The sequence below is a fragment of the Nocardioides sp. BP30 genome (assembly GCF_029873215.1).
Lineage (GTDB): Bacteria > Actinomycetota > Actinomycetes > Propionibacteriales > Nocardioidaceae > Nocardioides.
In genome coordinates this window covers 208520-222888 of sequence record NZ_CP123620.1, presented here as the reverse complement: position 1 = coordinate 222888, position 14369 = coordinate 208520, and the positions used below count along the sequence as shown (strand labels likewise).

Here is a 14369-nt window from a genome sequence, read left to right as displayed (position 1 = left end):
CATTGCTCCCGCTCGTCTCGGCGGTTCACCGATCCGCGTCGTGGCGGACGGGCGGGACGCTCACCGCGCGGCCGATCGCGCGGGCCGCCACTGTCAGCGCCGCGACGAGGCGGGCCTTCTCCCGGCGGAAGTCGGGGACGACGACGCCGATCGAGGCGACCACCTCCTCGCCGCTCCAGACCGGAACGGCGACGGAGCACGCGCCCAGTGTCATCTCCTCGGAGGTGGTGGCCCACCCTTCGGTGCGGATGCGTGCGAGCTGGCGCGCCAGCATCCCCGGGGAAGTGAGGGTGTACGGCGTGTGCGGGACCAGGTGGTGCATCACCCTGCCGACCACCTCCTCGGGCGCGTGCGCGAGCAGTGCCTTGCCCACGCCGGTGCAGTACAGCGGCAGGCGCCCCCCGACCCGGCTGACGACCGGCACCGAGGTCTGCCCGGAGATGCGATCGAGGTAGAGCACCTCGTCGTCGTCGCGTACGGCGAGGTGGACGGTGGCGCGCGTGGCGGCGTGGATGTCCTGCAGGTACGGCGAGGCCACGTCTCGCAGACCTGTCTGGGTGGGTGAGAGCAAGCCGAGCGCCCACAGCCGGCGCCCGATCACGTAGGTGCGGTCGGTGGTGCGGACCAGGGCACCGCCGGCGACCAGCTCGCGCACGATGCGTAGCGCGGTGGCAGGGGACAGGCCGGCCCGTTCGGCGATGGCGGACAGGGTGAGACGACGGTGGCCGTCATCGAAGGCGCCGAGCACGTCGAGGGTGCGCGCGACCAAGGAGGCGCCGGGTGCGGCTCCGCCCGCCATCTGGGTCTCCTATTTCACTGAGCGAAATGCCATCATCGCACGTGTGCTGCAGGTCTCACTACCGTGCACGCCATGAGCACCGCCGCAGTACAGCCCGCCAGCAGTACGCGCACCCAGGTAGCGATCGTCGGCGGGGGTCCCGCCGGCCTGATGCTCTCCCACCTGCTGCACCTGGCGAACATCGACTCGGTGGTGGTGGACAACCGCGCCGCCGAGACCATCGAGACCACCCACCGGGCCGGCATCCTCGAACGCGACAGCGTCCGGCTCCTCGTCGACTCGGGCGTCGACCGCGTGCTGCGCGACGGTCACCGCCACGAGGGCATCGACCTGCGGTTCGGCGGCGTGAGCCACCGGATCGACTTCGAGGGCCTGGTCGGTGCGTCCTGCTGGCTCTACCCCCAGACCGACGTCTTCATCGACCTGCATGCCAGGCGTACGGCGGACGGCGGTGACCTGCGGTACGGGATCGGCGAGACCGAGGTCGTCGACGTCGAGCACTCGCCGCGGATCCGGTATGCCGATGCGGACGGTGTCCACCACGAGATCGTCGCCGACCTGGTCATCGGGTCGGACGGCTCACGCAGCATCTGCCGCGACCTGGTGCCGCATCCGACCCGATACTTCCGGGAGTATCCGTTCGCCTGGTTCGGCATCCTGACCGAGTCCGCCCCCAGCGCCCCCGAGTTGATCTACACCCGTTCCGAGCGCGGCTTCGCCCTGGTCAGCCAGCGGACGGAGAGCGTCCAGCGGCTGTACTTCCAGTGCGAGCCGACGGAGGATCCGTCGGCCTGGTCGGACGACCGGATCTGGGCGGAGCTCCAGGCGAGGCTCGCCGGCGAAGACGGATTCCGGCTCAACGAGGGGCCGGTGATCGAGCGTACGGTCCTGCCGTTCCGCAGCTTCGTGCAGACGCCGATGCGGCACGGGCGGCTCCTGCTGGCCGGGGACGCGGCCCACACCGTGCCACCCACCGGAGCCAAGGGCCTCAACCTGGCCCTGGCGGACGTTCGCGTGCTGGCGGAGACGATCGAGCGCGCCGTGAACAAGAAGGACGACGCGGCTCTGGACACCTACACCGAGCGTGCCCTGGCCCGGGTCTGGAAGGCCCAGCACTTCTCGTACTGGATGACCTCGATGCTGCACCGGCTCGAAGGCGCGAGCGACTTCGACGAGCAGCGTCAGCTGGGCGAGCTCGCCAGCATCGTCGGATCGCAGGCGGGCTCGACCTACCTCGCCGAGGGCTATACCGGCTGGCCCCAGCGCTGAGGCCAGCCGTCTGACCCGCGCAGGCGGCTCGGCCCCGGACGTTCTCAGCTGTCGGGGAACACCTGCCGCGAGACCTCGACGACGGCCGACAGGGCTGGGTCGGCATCGCCCCGGCGCCAGATGATCCGGACGTCCACCCCGGCCTGTCCGGGTCGCAGCGGCCGGTAGACCACCCCCGGCGCCAGCACGTTCTCCCGCACGCCGGAGAACGTCAAGGCGACGCCGACCCCCACTCCGACCAGCATCAGCTGGGTGGAGGAGTCGGGCGCGACCTGCACGATGCGCGGTACGAAGCCGCCGGCGATGCCGAGGACGCCGAGCCGGTTGGGCAACGTGGCACTGCTGGCGCCGGGAAGGACCACCCACGGCTCGCTCGCCAGGTCGGCGGCGGCGACCGCGTCGCGTGACGCCAGCCGATGGTGCTCCGGCAACGCCACCAGGATCGACTCGCGGCCGATCACCCGCGAGTCGACCTCGGCGGGAAGGAAGTCCCAGCGGCCGATGACCAGGTCCAGCGAACCGTCGAGGACCCGCTCCAGCCCGAGGTGGGAGAACTGCGAGCTGAAGAGCTCCAGCGTGATGCCGGGGCGCTCCGCCCGGACGCGCCTGGCCAGCTCGCTGACCAGCCGGTTGACCGAGGCGCCGGCGAACCCCAGCCGGAGCCGGCCGATCTCCCCGGCCTGCGACTGTTGAACGATCTCCTTGAGCCGTCGCGACAGCATCACCAGCTCCCGTGCCGGCTCGAGCAGCGCGGCACCCTGCGGGGTGAGGGAGACCTGGCGGGTGTTGCGCTCGAAAAGCTGCGCGCCGAGGTCGGCCTCGATCTGCCGGATCAGCCGGCTCAGCGGGGGCTGCGCCATGTGCAACCGCTCGGCCGCACGACCGAAGTGCAGCTCGTCGGCGACCGCGAGGAACGCCTGCGCCTGGTGCACGTCCATGGCCGAAGGCTACGGCGCCGGCCGCCTGGGCGGCGTCCGCTCGAGCCAGGCGAGCACCTCCGCATGGTCGCCGTCGAGGAGCGGCGGTGCGATCGGGTAGTCCAGCCGGCTGCGGCTGAAGCCGATCGGGTTGCGCACCGTCGGGATCGAGCGCTGCGGCGTACCGCTGGAGACGATCGGGTCGAGGGCCAGGTCCTCGGCGAAGCGGGTGCCCTCGGCGACGGTCAGGATCGGCGCGGCGGGTACGCCGGCGGCCTTCAACAGGGTGAACCAGTCCGCAGCGTCGCGGGTCATCAGGCGCTCGACCAGGAGCGCGCGCAGCGGCTCGCGGTGGCCGTTGCGGGAGGCGTTGGTGGCGAACCGGGCGTCGACGGCCGCCTCCGGGATCCCGAGGCAGACGCAGAGGGAGGCGAACTGGGCGTCGTTGCCGACCGCGACGATCATCTCCTTGTCGCGCGCCGGGAACGGACCGTAGGGATAGAGGCTGGGGTGCTCGTTGCCCATCCTGGTCGGTACGACGCCTGCCGCGGCGTACGCGCCGGTCTGGTTCACCAGACCCGACAGCGCCGACATCAGCAGGTTGAGCTCGACGTGCTGCCCGAGGCCGGAGCGCTCCCTGTCGCGCAGCGCCGCCAGGATCCCGGTGGCGGCGTGCAGACCGGTGATCACGTCGAAGAGCGCGACGCCGACACGCAGCGGCTCGCCGTCGGCGTAGCCGGTCAGGTCCATCATCCCGGAGACGGCCTGGGCGAGGAGGTCGTAGCCGGGCAGGTCAGCGCCCGGACCGGTGCCGAAGCCGCTGATCGAGGTGTAGACGAGATCCGGCCGGCTGATCCGCAGGCTCTCGTAGTCGAGGTCGTACTTCACCAGGCCGCCCGGCTTGAAGTTCTCCACCAGCACGTCGGCCCGGTCGATGATCCGGCGTACGACGGCGAGGTCCTCGGGGCTCTTGAGGTCCAGGGCGATGGAGTGCTTGTTGCGGTTGACCGAGAGGTAGTAGGTGCTCTCCTCGCCCAGCCGCGGCGGCGCCCAGCCGCGGGTGTCGTCCCCGCCGGGGCTCTCCACCTTGATGACGAGGGCGCCCATGTCCGCCAGCAGCATGGTGCAGTACGGCCCGGCCAGTACCCGGCTCAGGTCGGCGACGACGATGCCCGCCAGCGGACCCGCTGTCCGGTGTGACAGCAGGATGCGATCGAGGTCGTCGCTCATCTCGTCCCCCAGGATCGGCGTGGTGGTGCCCCGACTCTGGTGCCTGGCTGGCGATCCATCAACGGCGTGACCGCACAAGACGTACGCCGATACCGACCGGGTATCAATCCATCCCATCACTTGCCGGATGACGCCGACTCGGGAAACGTCTCGTCACAGCGCCGATCCCAGGAGAACCGATGAGCAGCACGTCCCCGCTTCCGCCCTTCGATCCGGCCGACCCGGTCGCCCTCGACACCTTGCTGAGCGAGGATGAGCGCTCGGTGCGAGCATCGGTGCGCCAGCTGTGCGCGGACAAGGTGGACCCTCACATCGCGGAGTGGTTCGAGGCCGGAGCGATCCCCGACATCAGGGGCCTGGCCAAGGAGCTCGGCGCCCTCGGCCTGCTCGGAATGCACCTGGAGGGCTACGGCTGCGCCGGCATGTCCGCCGTCGACTACGGACTGGCCTGCCTCGAGCTGGAGGCGACCGACTCCGGACTGCGCTCGCTGGTCTCGGTGCAGGGATCGCTGGCCATGTACGCGATCTGGCGATGGGGCAGCGAGGAGCAGAAGCAGGAGTGGCTCCCGCGGATGGCCGCAGGGGAGGCGATCGGCTGCTTCGGGCTGACCGAGCCCGACCACGGCTCGGACCCGGCGTCGATGCGGACCCGCGCTCGCCAGGAGCCGGGCGGCGACTGGGTGCTCGAGGGCCGCAAGATGTGGATCACCAATGCCCCGGTCGCCGACGTGGCGGTGGTGTGGGCGCAGACCGAGGACGGTGTGCGCGGCTTCGTCGTACCGACGAGCACTCCCGGCTTCTCCGCTCCCGAGATCAAGCACAAGATGTCGCTGCGGGCCTCCGTCACCGGTGAGATCGTGCTCGACGGCGTTCGGCTGCCCGCCGACGCCGCCTTCCCGGAGGTGCGCGGCCTCAAGGGCCCGCTGTCGTGCCTGAGCGAGGCGCGCTTCGGCATCATCTGGGGCGCCATGGGTGCGGCGCGCTCGGCGCTCGAATGCGCCCTGGGCTATGCGCGCGAACGCGAGCAGTTCGGCAGGCCGATCGGCGGCTTCCAGCTGACGCAGCAGAAGCTCGCCGACATGTCGCTGGAGTACACCAAGGGCGTGTTGCTCGCGATCCACCTCGGCCGGCTCAAGGACGCCGGCACCCTGCGCCCCGAGCAGGTCTCCTACGGCAAGCTCAACAACGTCCGCGAGGCGATCGAGATCTGCCGCACCGCCCGCACGATCCTGGGGGCCAACGGGATCTCGCTGGAGTACCCGGTGATCCGGCATGCCAACAACCTCGAGTCGGTGCTGACCTACGAAGGCACCGTGGAGATGCACACCCTGGTCATCGGCCAGGCGCTGACAGGGGTCGCGGCCTTCCGCTGAGCGCGACGGTTTTGACCCCCAGGGGTCAATGCCGAACGTTGGGGGTCAAAGCTTTGCCCGACAACGTGCGGTTCTGACCCCCAGGGGTCAAAACCGTCGCGCGCAGGCCACCCCGCTCAGCCCCGCCACCCCAGGAACTTCGCCGGGTCGTCGATCACCTGCCGCACCACCGCCCCCGCCGCACCCCGTACGGCGGCGTCCGGACCGAGGCTGGAGACCAGCAGCTCGGGCTTGGCGGCATGATCGGCCAGGGCGTCCGCGACGGCGGGCTGGAGCCAGGGTGCCAGCGCGGCGAAGACCCCGCCGAGCACCACCGCGTCGGGGTCCAGCAGGTTGGTCACCGACGCCAGCGCGACGCCGACCAGGCGACCCGCGTCGGCGACGGCCCCGAGCGCCCGGTCGTCACCGTCCCGACACCGTCGCTCCAGCTCGAGCCGGGACGGCGCGCCGGCGGCCTGCAGGATCGCGTCCAGGCCGGCCAGCCGCTCCAGGCAGCCGCGGCCGCCGCAGGAGCACGGCGGCCCGTCGGGGTCGAGGATCACGTGGCCGAGCTCGCCGGCACGCAGGTGGGCACCGCGGAACAGCTCGCCGCCGACCACGATGCCCGCGCCGATCCCGATCTCACCCGAGACGTGCACGAAGTCGCGTGGCGTGGCGGTGCCGAACCACAGCTCGCCGAGCGCGGCCAGGTTCGCCTCGTTCTCGATGGAGAGCCCGTACGCCGTGGCAGGCAGCGGCAGCTCCACCGGCACGACGGCCCACTCCAGGTTGGGAGCGCGGACGATGGTCGTACCGTCGGCCGCCCCGGGGACGGCGAGGCATGCGCCGGCCAGCCCGAGCCGCTGCTCGGCGGCAGCGGCGGTCGCCGCCTCGGCGAGGCCGGCCAGCTCGGCGAGCACCTCCTGGGCCGGTCGGCCGCGGTTGTCGCGGGTCGCGACGTGGCGGTAGCGGACGGTGCCGCCGAGGTCGACGACGAGCGCTGCCAGGTAGTCGACGTTCACCTCCAGCCCCAGGCCGGCCACGCCCTGGCGGTGCAGGGCGAGCATCGTGCCGGGGCGACCGCGATCACGCGACGGCGGCGCCAGGGTCTCCTCGACGAGACCGCCGGCGACGAGGTCGGTGACGAGGCCGGAGATCGAGGACTTGGTGAGCCCTGTCACGGTGGAGAGGCGGGCGCGGGTGATCGCGTCGGCCTCGGCGATGGCGCGCAGCACCAGGGCGAGGTTGCTCGCCCGCATGCCCGCGTGCTGCACCGGTCCGCTCATGTGGTGATTAGACCAAGACCTGAACCCTTCGGCAACCGCTGGTTGCAGACTTGACATCACCCCGCAATGGGAGTTGGATCACATCAATAGTTCACGACGTGGACGAATTAGGCATGATGAAAGGACGATGGTGATGGCGGACTACCAGGCCACCCCTGAGGACAAGTTCACCTTCGGTCTGTGGACCGTCTCGTGGCAGGGCGTCGACGTCTTCGGTGGCGCTGTCCGCCCGCCGATGGACCCGGCATACGCGGTCGGCAAGATCGCCGAGCTCGGCGCATACGGCGTGACGTTCCATGACAACGACGTCTTCGAGTTCGACGCCGACGACGCGGCCCGCGACGCCGCGATCGGCTCGTTCCGCAACGCGGTGGAGTCGCACGGCCTCAAGGTCCCGATGGTGACCACCAACCTCTTCGGCCACCCCGTCTTCAAGGACGGCGGCTTCACCAGCAACGACCGGCGGGTGCGTCGCTTCGCGCTGGCCAAGGTCGCCCGCAACATCGACCTCGCCGCCGAGCTGGGCGCACAGACCTACGTGATGTGGGGCGGCCGCGAGGGTGCCGAGAGCAACTTCGCGAAGAACGTCGGATCGGCGCTCGACCGCTACCGCGAGGGCGTCAACGTCCTGTGCGAGTACGTGCGGGAGCAGGGCTACGACCTGCGCTTCGCCCTCGAGCCGAAGCCGAACGAGCCGCGCGGCGACATCCTGCTGCCGACCATCGGTCACGCCCTCGGCTTCATCGAGACCCTCGACCACCCCGAGATGGTCGGCCTCAACCCGGAGACGGGCCACGAGGAGATGGCGGGCCTCAACTTCGCCGCCGGGATCGCCCAGGCACTGTGGCAGGGCAAGCTCTTCCACATCGACCTGAACGGCCAGCACGGCCCGCGCTTCGACCAGGACCTGCGCTTCGGCGCCGGCAACCTGCGCGGTGCGTTCAACCTCGTCGACCTGCTCGAGACCTCCGGCTACGACGGCCCGCGCCACTTCGACTTCAAGCCGCCGCGGACCGAGGACGAGGAAGGTGTGTGGGCCTCGGCTGCTGCCGGCATCCGCAACTACCTCATCCTCAAGGAGCGCTCGAAGGCGTTCCGCGCGGACCCCGAGGTCCAGGCCGCGCTGAAGCGCTCCGGCCTCGACGAGCTCGCCACCCCGACCCTGGCCGAGGGCGAGTCGCTCGCGACCCTGCGCAAGGAGAGCTTCCCGATCGACGACATGGCCACGCACGGGTTCGCCTTCGAGCAGCTCGACCAGCTCGCCATGGACCACCTGCTCGGCGTCCGCTGAGTCCGAACGCCTGCCGGGAAGCCGACACATGACACTCGTGGCCGGGGTCGACTCCTCGACCCAGTCCTGCAAGGTGGTCGTCCGCGACGCCGAGACCGGTGCGCTGGTGCGCTCCGGCTCGGCGTCGCACCCGGACGGCACCGAGGTGCACCCCGACCACTGGTGGTCGGCCTTCCAGCAGGCCGCTGAGGCGGCCGGCGGCCTCGACGACGTGGCGGCCCTGGCCGTGGGCGGCCAGCAGCACGGCATGGTCTGCCTCGACGAGTCCGGTGAGGTGGTCCGGCCCGCGCTGCTGTGGAACGACACCCGCAGCGCGCAGGCGGCGGCCGACCTCAACGCCGAGCTCGGTCCGCAGGCGTGGGCCGAGGCGGTCGGTTCGGTGCTGGTCGCCTCGTTCACCGCGACCAAGCTGCGTTGGCTGGCCGAGCACGAGCCCGAGAACGCGGCCCGCACCGCGGCCGTCGCACTGCCGCACGACTGGCTCACCTGGAAGCTTTCCGGGGCGGCCGACATCGACACCCTGATCACCGACCGCTCCGACGCGAGCGGAACCGGTTACTGGTCCCCCGCCACAAGCGGCTATCGGACCGACCTTCTGGGCCGCGCCTTCGGCCGGACCGACGTGGTCCTGCCGCGCGTGCTCGAGCCTGCCGAGGCGGTGCTCCACACCCGAACCGGAGCACCCCTCGGCGCCGGCTGTGGCGACAACGCGGGCGCGGCTCTCGGACTCGGCGCCCGCCCCGGGGACGTCGTCCTCTCCATCGGTACGTCGGGGGTCGCGTGCGCGGTCGCCGACGCACCCACCGCCGACGCCAGCGGCACCGTGGCCGGCTTCGCCGACGCGACCGGCCGCTTCCTGCCCCTGATCGCGACCCTCAACGCGGCCCGCGTGCTGGCCGCGACCGCCTCCCTCCTGGATGTCAGCCTGGACCGGCTCTCCGACCTCGCGCTGCAGGCGCCGTCAGGTGCGGGAGGTCTCGTGGTCGTCCCCTACCTCGAGGGCGAGCGCACCCCGAACCGCCCCGAGGCGAAGGGGGTCGTGCACGGTCTGACCCTGGCCACGTCGTCGCCGGCGTACCTGGCCCGGGCGGCCGTCGAAGGCCTGCTGTGCGGACTCGCCGACGCGCTCGATGCGCTCGTGGGCCAGGGCGTGCCGGTCGAGCGGGTACTCCTCATCGGCGGCGGTGCCCGCTCCGAGGCGGTCCGGCGGATCGCGCCGATGGTGCTGGGGCGCCCGGTCGTGGTCCCCGAGCCCGGCGAGTACGTCGCCGACGGCGCCGCTCGCCAGGCGGCCTGGGTGCTCGGCGGCGCCGACGAGGCGCCCGCCTGGAAGGCCGGCGGAGCCGAGACGTTCGAGGCCTCGCCCGACACGTCGGTCCGGGCGCGGTACGCCGAGGTCCGCGACCTCACCGAGGGCCTCTGAGCCGCTGTCCGTCGGCGGTCGACTAGTTTCGTGGTCATGAGCGACGCCGAGGGGTTCTGGAACGAGCGCTACGCCGAGCGCGAGCGGATCTGGTCGGGTCACCCCAACAAGGCGCTGGTGGACACCGTCTCCCCGCTCGCCCCGGGCCGGGCGCTCGACCTCGGCTGCGGTGAGGGCGCTGACAGCATCTGGCTGGCCGAGCAGGGCTGGACGGTCACCGGCGTCGACGTCGCCGAGACCGCCGTCGGCCGTGCGCGCGCCGAGTCCGAGCACCGGGACCTGCCGATCACCTGGGTCGCCGCCGACCTCACGGAGTGGGCCCCCAGCGAGGACTACGACCTGGTCTCGGCGTGCTTCCTGCACTCCCCGGTCGAGTTCCCTCGCACCGAGGTGCTGCGCCGCCTCGCCGGCAGCATCGTCAGCGGTGGGCACCTGCTGGTGGTCGGGCACGCGGAGCCGCCGCCGTGGTCGCGCTACGCCGAGGCGGAGGCCGATTCCGACGGGCACGACGGGCACGACGGGCACGAAGGTCACGAAGGTCACCGGCACGAGCACGTGTTCCTCGGCCCCGAGCAGGAGCTGGAGACCCTCGACCTCGGCGAGGACTGGGAGCCGCTCACCGTCGAGCTGCGCGAGCGGCCGGCGACCGGCCCGGACGGCGAGCAGGCCATCCTGCGTGACAGCGTCGTCCTGCTGCGCCGACGCTGACCCCGCGGTCCCGGTCGACGTGTCCCCGACGCTGTTGGGCGGGCCCGCCACCTCGTAGCAGGCCCGCCCGGCAACAACCCGATCCCAAGCGCCCGTGCGTGACGGGCAGCTGTTCACTACCCGCGCCACGGCGGCGGCAAACCCGGTTCGGGCCCGGACCGATCGCACGTCTGGTGGAGCGGTCCGAGAGGTTGCTGAAAGTTCTCTGAAACCCCACCCGTCACCTCCCCGGTGGGCCAGAATGACTCACGCCGGGGTGGACGACCCGAGACGTCGACCCCGGTTTCTCACGCCCGGATCGCGACCGTCCCCAAGCTGTACCCCACATGGGCCGCGCTCCGGGCGTGAGCTCGTTCGAGCTTCGTTCGGGCCTCGTTCGGGCGCCGTGATGAGCGCCCGAAATGACCCACTTCGGTCCTTTGCGGGACGAAGCGATCCTTTGAACGATCCATTCGTCGCGACCGTGACGCACGCCTCATTCTGGGCACCTGTACGGCGGTCGGGGCCCGGTTTTGGTCCTGTAGCGTCGCAGCATCTCCACGCGTGAAGGGTTGCGGAATGGTTGACGTTGACAAGGTTCTCGATGAGGCGGGGCTGACGAATCCCCACGTGCGCGACTACGTCGCGTACTGGGCCGGGATCACCGGAGCCGACAAGGTCGAGGTGGTCAGCGCGGAGGACGACGCCCGTCTTCTGGAGGAGTCCCTCGCCGCGGGTGAGATCCTGCCGGTCTCGGGTGGCCGCTACTACAGCCGCTCCTACTTCAAGGACACCGCCCGCACCGAGGAGCGCACGGTCGTGGCCACCTCGAACGAGGCGGACAAGGGCGTGTACAACAACTGGAGGCCCGCGGAGGAGACCGTCGAGACGCTCACCGAGCGGATGCGCGGCGCCTCGCAGGGCAAGACGATGTACGTCATCCCCTACCTGATGGCGCCGCAGGGAAGCCCGCTGGAGGCGTACGCCGCCGGCGTCGAGCTGACCGACTGCCGTCCGGTGGTCAACCAGATGATCCGGATGGCGCGCGTCGGCATCCGGTACATCAACGAGTTGAAGGACCCGTCCTCGTTCGTCCGCGCCGTGCACGTCACCGGCGACCTGGCCCACCTGGGTCAGGGCACGGACAAGGACCAGCGCCTCTTCGCGACCATCGCCGACCAGCGCACCATCCTGCACTTCGGCTCCTCCTACGGCGGCAACGCGCTGCTCGGCAAGATCGCGCACGGTCTGCGGCAGGCCTGCTACGACGGCCGGGCCTCGGGTCGGTTCCTCGCCGAGCAGTTCCTCCTGCTGGGCATCAAGGACAAGGAGACCGGCAAGACGTTCCACGTCGTCGGCGGCTTCCCGAGCGCGTCGGGCAAGACCAACCTGTCGATGACGCTGTCGCCCGATGCGCTCGGCGACCGCTACGAGGTCACCTTCTATGGCGACGACATCGCATGGCTGTGGGTCGACGACGAGGGGAAGATCCGGGCGTTCAACCCGGAGAACGGCGTCTTCGGCGTGGCCAAGGACACCAACGAGGCGACCAACCCCGGCGCGGTCCAGGCGATCCTCCCCGGCTCCGGCGCCATCTTCACCAACGTCGCCTACAACGAGCTCACGCAGGACGTGTGGTGGGAGGGCAAGACCAAGCACCACCCCGACGACCTCGACGGCTGGTTGGACTGGAAGGGCGAGCGCATCGCCGACCGGATCGCCGACGAGCAGGGTGACCCGTGGGCCCACCCGAACAGCCGCTTCACCACCGCCATCGCGAACGTGCCCAACGCGGCCGACGACTTCGACGACCCGGCCGGGGTGGTGGTCAACGCGATCATCTTCGGTGGCCGCACCCGTGACCGCGAGCCGCTGATCCGGGCGATCAACGACATCGCCGAGGGCGTCTACGACGGCATGACGCTGGGTGCCGAGGCGACCTTCGCCGCCGAGGGCGTCGAGGGCCAGCTGCGCTACGACCCGATGTCCATGCGCCCGTTCATGGCCTACGAGGAGGGCGACTACGCCCAGCACTGGCTGAACATCATCGGCGCCGCCACGAAGGCCCCGATCTTCGCCCACGTCAACTGGTTCCAGCGCGACCCCGAGGACGGCCACTTCCTGTGGAACGGCTACCGCGACAACGTGCGCGCGCTGCTGTGGCTGCTGCAGTACCAGGCCGGCGAGGTCACGGGTGTCGAGTCGCCCGTCGGCGTGCTGCCGAAGGCCGAGGAGCTCAACCTGGAGGGCATGCGGTTCGAGGAGGGCGACCTCGACAAGCTGCTCTCGATCGACGTCGAGCGCTGGTGCCAGGAGATGAAGTTCCGCGAGGAGCACCTCAACCAGTTCAACCTGCCGGAGGCGATCTGGGAGGCGCACCGCCGCGTCGCGAAGAGTCTCGACGAGGCCCGCGGCTGACGCGAGCCCACCGCAGGTAGCCGCCGGGCCCGCACCTCGAGTGCGCGCCCGGCGGCTACTGCTCGGTGACGCTGCTCGGTGACGCTGGGTGGTGTCGTCAGCAGGCGCTGGCGGCGCCGGAGGCACCCAGCTGGCGCAGGCCCGCTCGGTCACCCGGGCCGAGATGGGGCCGCGACCAGCGGCCCAAGCCCTCGTACATGACGTCGGCCTTCGACGGGCTGTGCCCCAGCCCCATCGCGTGACCCAGCTCGTGCAGCACCAGACTCATCAGGCTCGGCCCGTCGACCATGGCCGTCGTCAGGTGCGCGCTCTTGTCGATCACCACGCCCGCGCTGTCGATCTGCCACTCGTCGCCGAGCCGGCGGTAGGACGGGCCCGGACCACCGAGGCCGACGACGTCGCCGGCCAGCGCCGGCACCTTGCCCGACGACGCCCAGGCGATGGTGAGACCCCCGGCAGGCACCTGGCGCAGGCTGCTGCGGCCTGCGGCGTAGGGGACCGCGTGTGTGCTACCGGCGTACGTGAAGGTGAAACCGGTCGCCTGCGCGACGTCGGCGAGTGCTGCCCTCACGACCTTGAGGTTGCGGTGCGGGGTGCCGCCGAGGTTGACCCGGTAGGGGATAGCTCGGCACGGGTCCCACCGGAAGGGGAAGGACGGGTCCTCGCGGGTCCACGACGCCGCGCGCGAAGGCGGGCCGGCGGCATACGTGGCCGCCAGCGGCAGTACGGCGAGCAGGCCACTGGCGAGTACGGAGAGGAATCGGACCCGGCGCATCATGACGATCGCCCTCTTCATCGGCGGCAGGCCGCCCTGGTTGAGCGTCCGGGCCGGGGTCGAGACGCCTCGCGTGGTCAGGTCAGGGCCAGAAGGAGCACCGTACGGTCGCCCGCATGACTTCTCGAGCCGCCCCGAAGGTGCCCGACGTCCTGATCCTGTTCTGGGTCGTCAAGTTGCTGACGACCGGGATCGGCGAGACCGGGTCGGACTTCCTCGGCACCTGGAATGTCGCAGCCGCAGGCGTGATCGGCGTCGGCGGATTCGCCGTCGCGCTGTGGTGGCAGATGCGGGCGAGCACCTACCACCCGGTGCGCTACTGGGTGACGGTGCTGATGGTCGCGCTGTTCGGCACGATGATCGCTGACGGGCCGCACGTGGCGCTCGGGACGCCGTACTACGTCGACTCCGCGATCTACCTGGTGCTGCTGTGTGGCCTGCTCACCTGGTGGCGGCGCAGCGAGGGCACGCTGTCGGTGCACTCCATCACCACACCGCGGCGGGAGCGGTTCTACTGGGGCACGGTGCTGCTGACCTTCGGCCTCGGGACGGCGCTGGGCGACACCACCGCGACCAACCTGGGCATGGGCTACTGGTGGTCGGTCGTCCTGTTCGGCGTCCTCATCCTGGTGCCCTTGGCCGCCTGGCGGCTGGGTGCGAACTCCGTGGTCTGCTTCTGGGCGGCGTACTCCCTGACCAGGCCGCTGGGAGCCTCGGTCGCCGACGGGCTGGCGGTCAGCCGGCGCCACGGCGGGCTGGGTTGGACCACCGGCACGGTGACGCTGCTCGGCCTGGTGCTCTTCGTCCTGCTGGTCGCCTACCTCGCTGTGACGCACAGCGATGCCGAGCGGGAGACCGAAGGAGCCGGTTGGGAGCTCAACCTCGCCCAACCCGACCCGGCCGACTGACGAGGCGCCGCCCG

Annotated in this window: 12 protein-coding genes; 7 read left to right on the top strand and 5 right to left on the bottom strand. The window is 71.0% G+C overall.

Annotation, left to right across the window (positions count from 1 at the left end; genetic code table 11):
* Nucleotides 1–25 precede the first annotated feature (25 nt).
* Nucleotides 26–799, bottom strand: coding sequence for an IclR family transcriptional regulator (locus tag P5P86_RS00970; RefSeq protein WP_280609402.1), 774 nt, complete (start codon nucleotides 797–799; stop codon nucleotides 26–28).
* Nucleotides 800–871: 72 nt separating this feature from the next.
* Between P5P86_RS00970 and P5P86_RS00965 the strand changes: the two genes are divergently transcribed.
* Nucleotides 872–2068: a 4-hydroxybenzoate 3-monooxygenase gene (locus tag P5P86_RS00965; protein ID WP_280609401.1), complete on the top strand. Its 1197-nt coding sequence runs from the start codon at nucleotides 872–874 to the stop codon at nucleotides 2066–2068.
* Between the two features lie 44 nt (nucleotides 2069–2112).
* Here the strand turns inward: P5P86_RS00965 and P5P86_RS00960 are convergent, their stop codons facing one another.
* Complete coding sequence (locus P5P86_RS00960; protein ID WP_280609400.1) at nucleotides 2113–3006, bottom strand: LysR family transcriptional regulator; 894 nt, start codon at nucleotides 3004–3006, stop codon at nucleotides 2113–2115.
* A gap of 9 nt (nucleotides 3007–3015) precedes the next feature.
* Complete coding sequence (locus tag P5P86_RS00955) at nucleotides 3016–4215, bottom strand: CaiB/BaiF CoA transferase family protein (protein WP_280609399.1); 1200 nt, start codon at nucleotides 4213–4215, stop codon at nucleotides 3016–3018.
* Nucleotides 4216–4394: 179 nt separating this feature from the next.
* Here P5P86_RS00955 and P5P86_RS00950 point away from each other — a divergent pair, with 179 nt between their 5' ends.
* The gene (locus P5P86_RS00950) at nucleotides 4395–5588 is read left to right on the top strand and encodes an acyl-CoA dehydrogenase family protein (RefSeq protein WP_280609398.1); all 1194 of its coding nucleotides are present in this window, start codon (nucleotides 4395–4397) and stop codon (nucleotides 5586–5588) included.
* Nucleotides 5589–5704: 116 nt separating this feature from the next.
* Here P5P86_RS00950 and P5P86_RS00945 read toward each other — a convergent pair whose 3' ends face one another.
* Entirely contained in the window at nucleotides 5705–6853 is a 1149-nt protein-coding gene (locus P5P86_RS00945) for an ROK family transcriptional regulator (RefSeq protein ID WP_280609397.1), read from the bottom strand.
* Between the two features lie 133 nt (nucleotides 6854–6986).
* Between P5P86_RS00945 and xylA the strand changes: the two genes are divergently transcribed.
* The 4 genes from xylA (at nucleotide 6987) to P5P86_RS00925 (ending at nucleotide 12672) form a co-directional block, all read left to right on the top strand.
* Nucleotides 6987–8144 carry a xylose isomerase gene (xylA, locus tag P5P86_RS00940; RefSeq protein ID WP_280609396.1) on the top strand — a complete coding sequence of 386 codons (1158 nt, stop codon included), beginning with the start codon at nucleotides 6987–6989 and terminating at the stop codon, nucleotides 8142–8144.
* A 28-nt stretch (nucleotides 8145–8172) separates the two neighbouring features.
* Entirely contained in the window at nucleotides 8173–9567 is a 1395-nt protein-coding gene (gene xylB, locus P5P86_RS00935; protein ID WP_280609395.1) for a xylulokinase, read from the top strand.
* 36 nt (nucleotides 9568–9603) lie between these two features.
* Nucleotides 9604–10275, top strand: coding sequence for a class I SAM-dependent methyltransferase (locus P5P86_RS00930; RefSeq protein WP_280609394.1), 672 nt, complete (start codon nucleotides 9604–9606; stop codon nucleotides 10273–10275).
* 558 nt (nucleotides 10276–10833) lie between these two features.
* Complete coding sequence (locus P5P86_RS00925) at nucleotides 10834–12672, top strand: phosphoenolpyruvate carboxykinase (GTP) (protein ID WP_280609393.1); 1839 nt, start codon at nucleotides 10834–10836, stop codon at nucleotides 12670–12672.
* Nucleotides 12673–12769: 97 nt separating this feature from the next.
* Here P5P86_RS00925 and P5P86_RS00920 read toward each other — a convergent pair whose 3' ends face one another.
* Nucleotides 12770–13468 carry a matrixin family metalloprotease gene (locus P5P86_RS00920; protein ID WP_280609392.1) on the bottom strand — a complete coding sequence of 233 codons (699 nt, stop codon included), beginning with the start codon at nucleotides 13466–13468 and terminating at the stop codon, nucleotides 12770–12772.
* A 95-nt stretch (nucleotides 13469–13563) separates the two neighbouring features.
* On the opposite strand from P5P86_RS00920, the gene P5P86_RS00915 reads away from it, so the two are divergent.
* On the top strand, nucleotides 13564–14355 hold the full coding sequence (locus P5P86_RS00915; protein WP_280609391.1) for a COG4705 family protein: 792 nt from the start codon (nucleotides 13564–13566) through the stop codon (nucleotides 14353–14355).
* The last annotated feature ends 14 nt before the right edge of the window (nucleotides 14356–14369 follow it).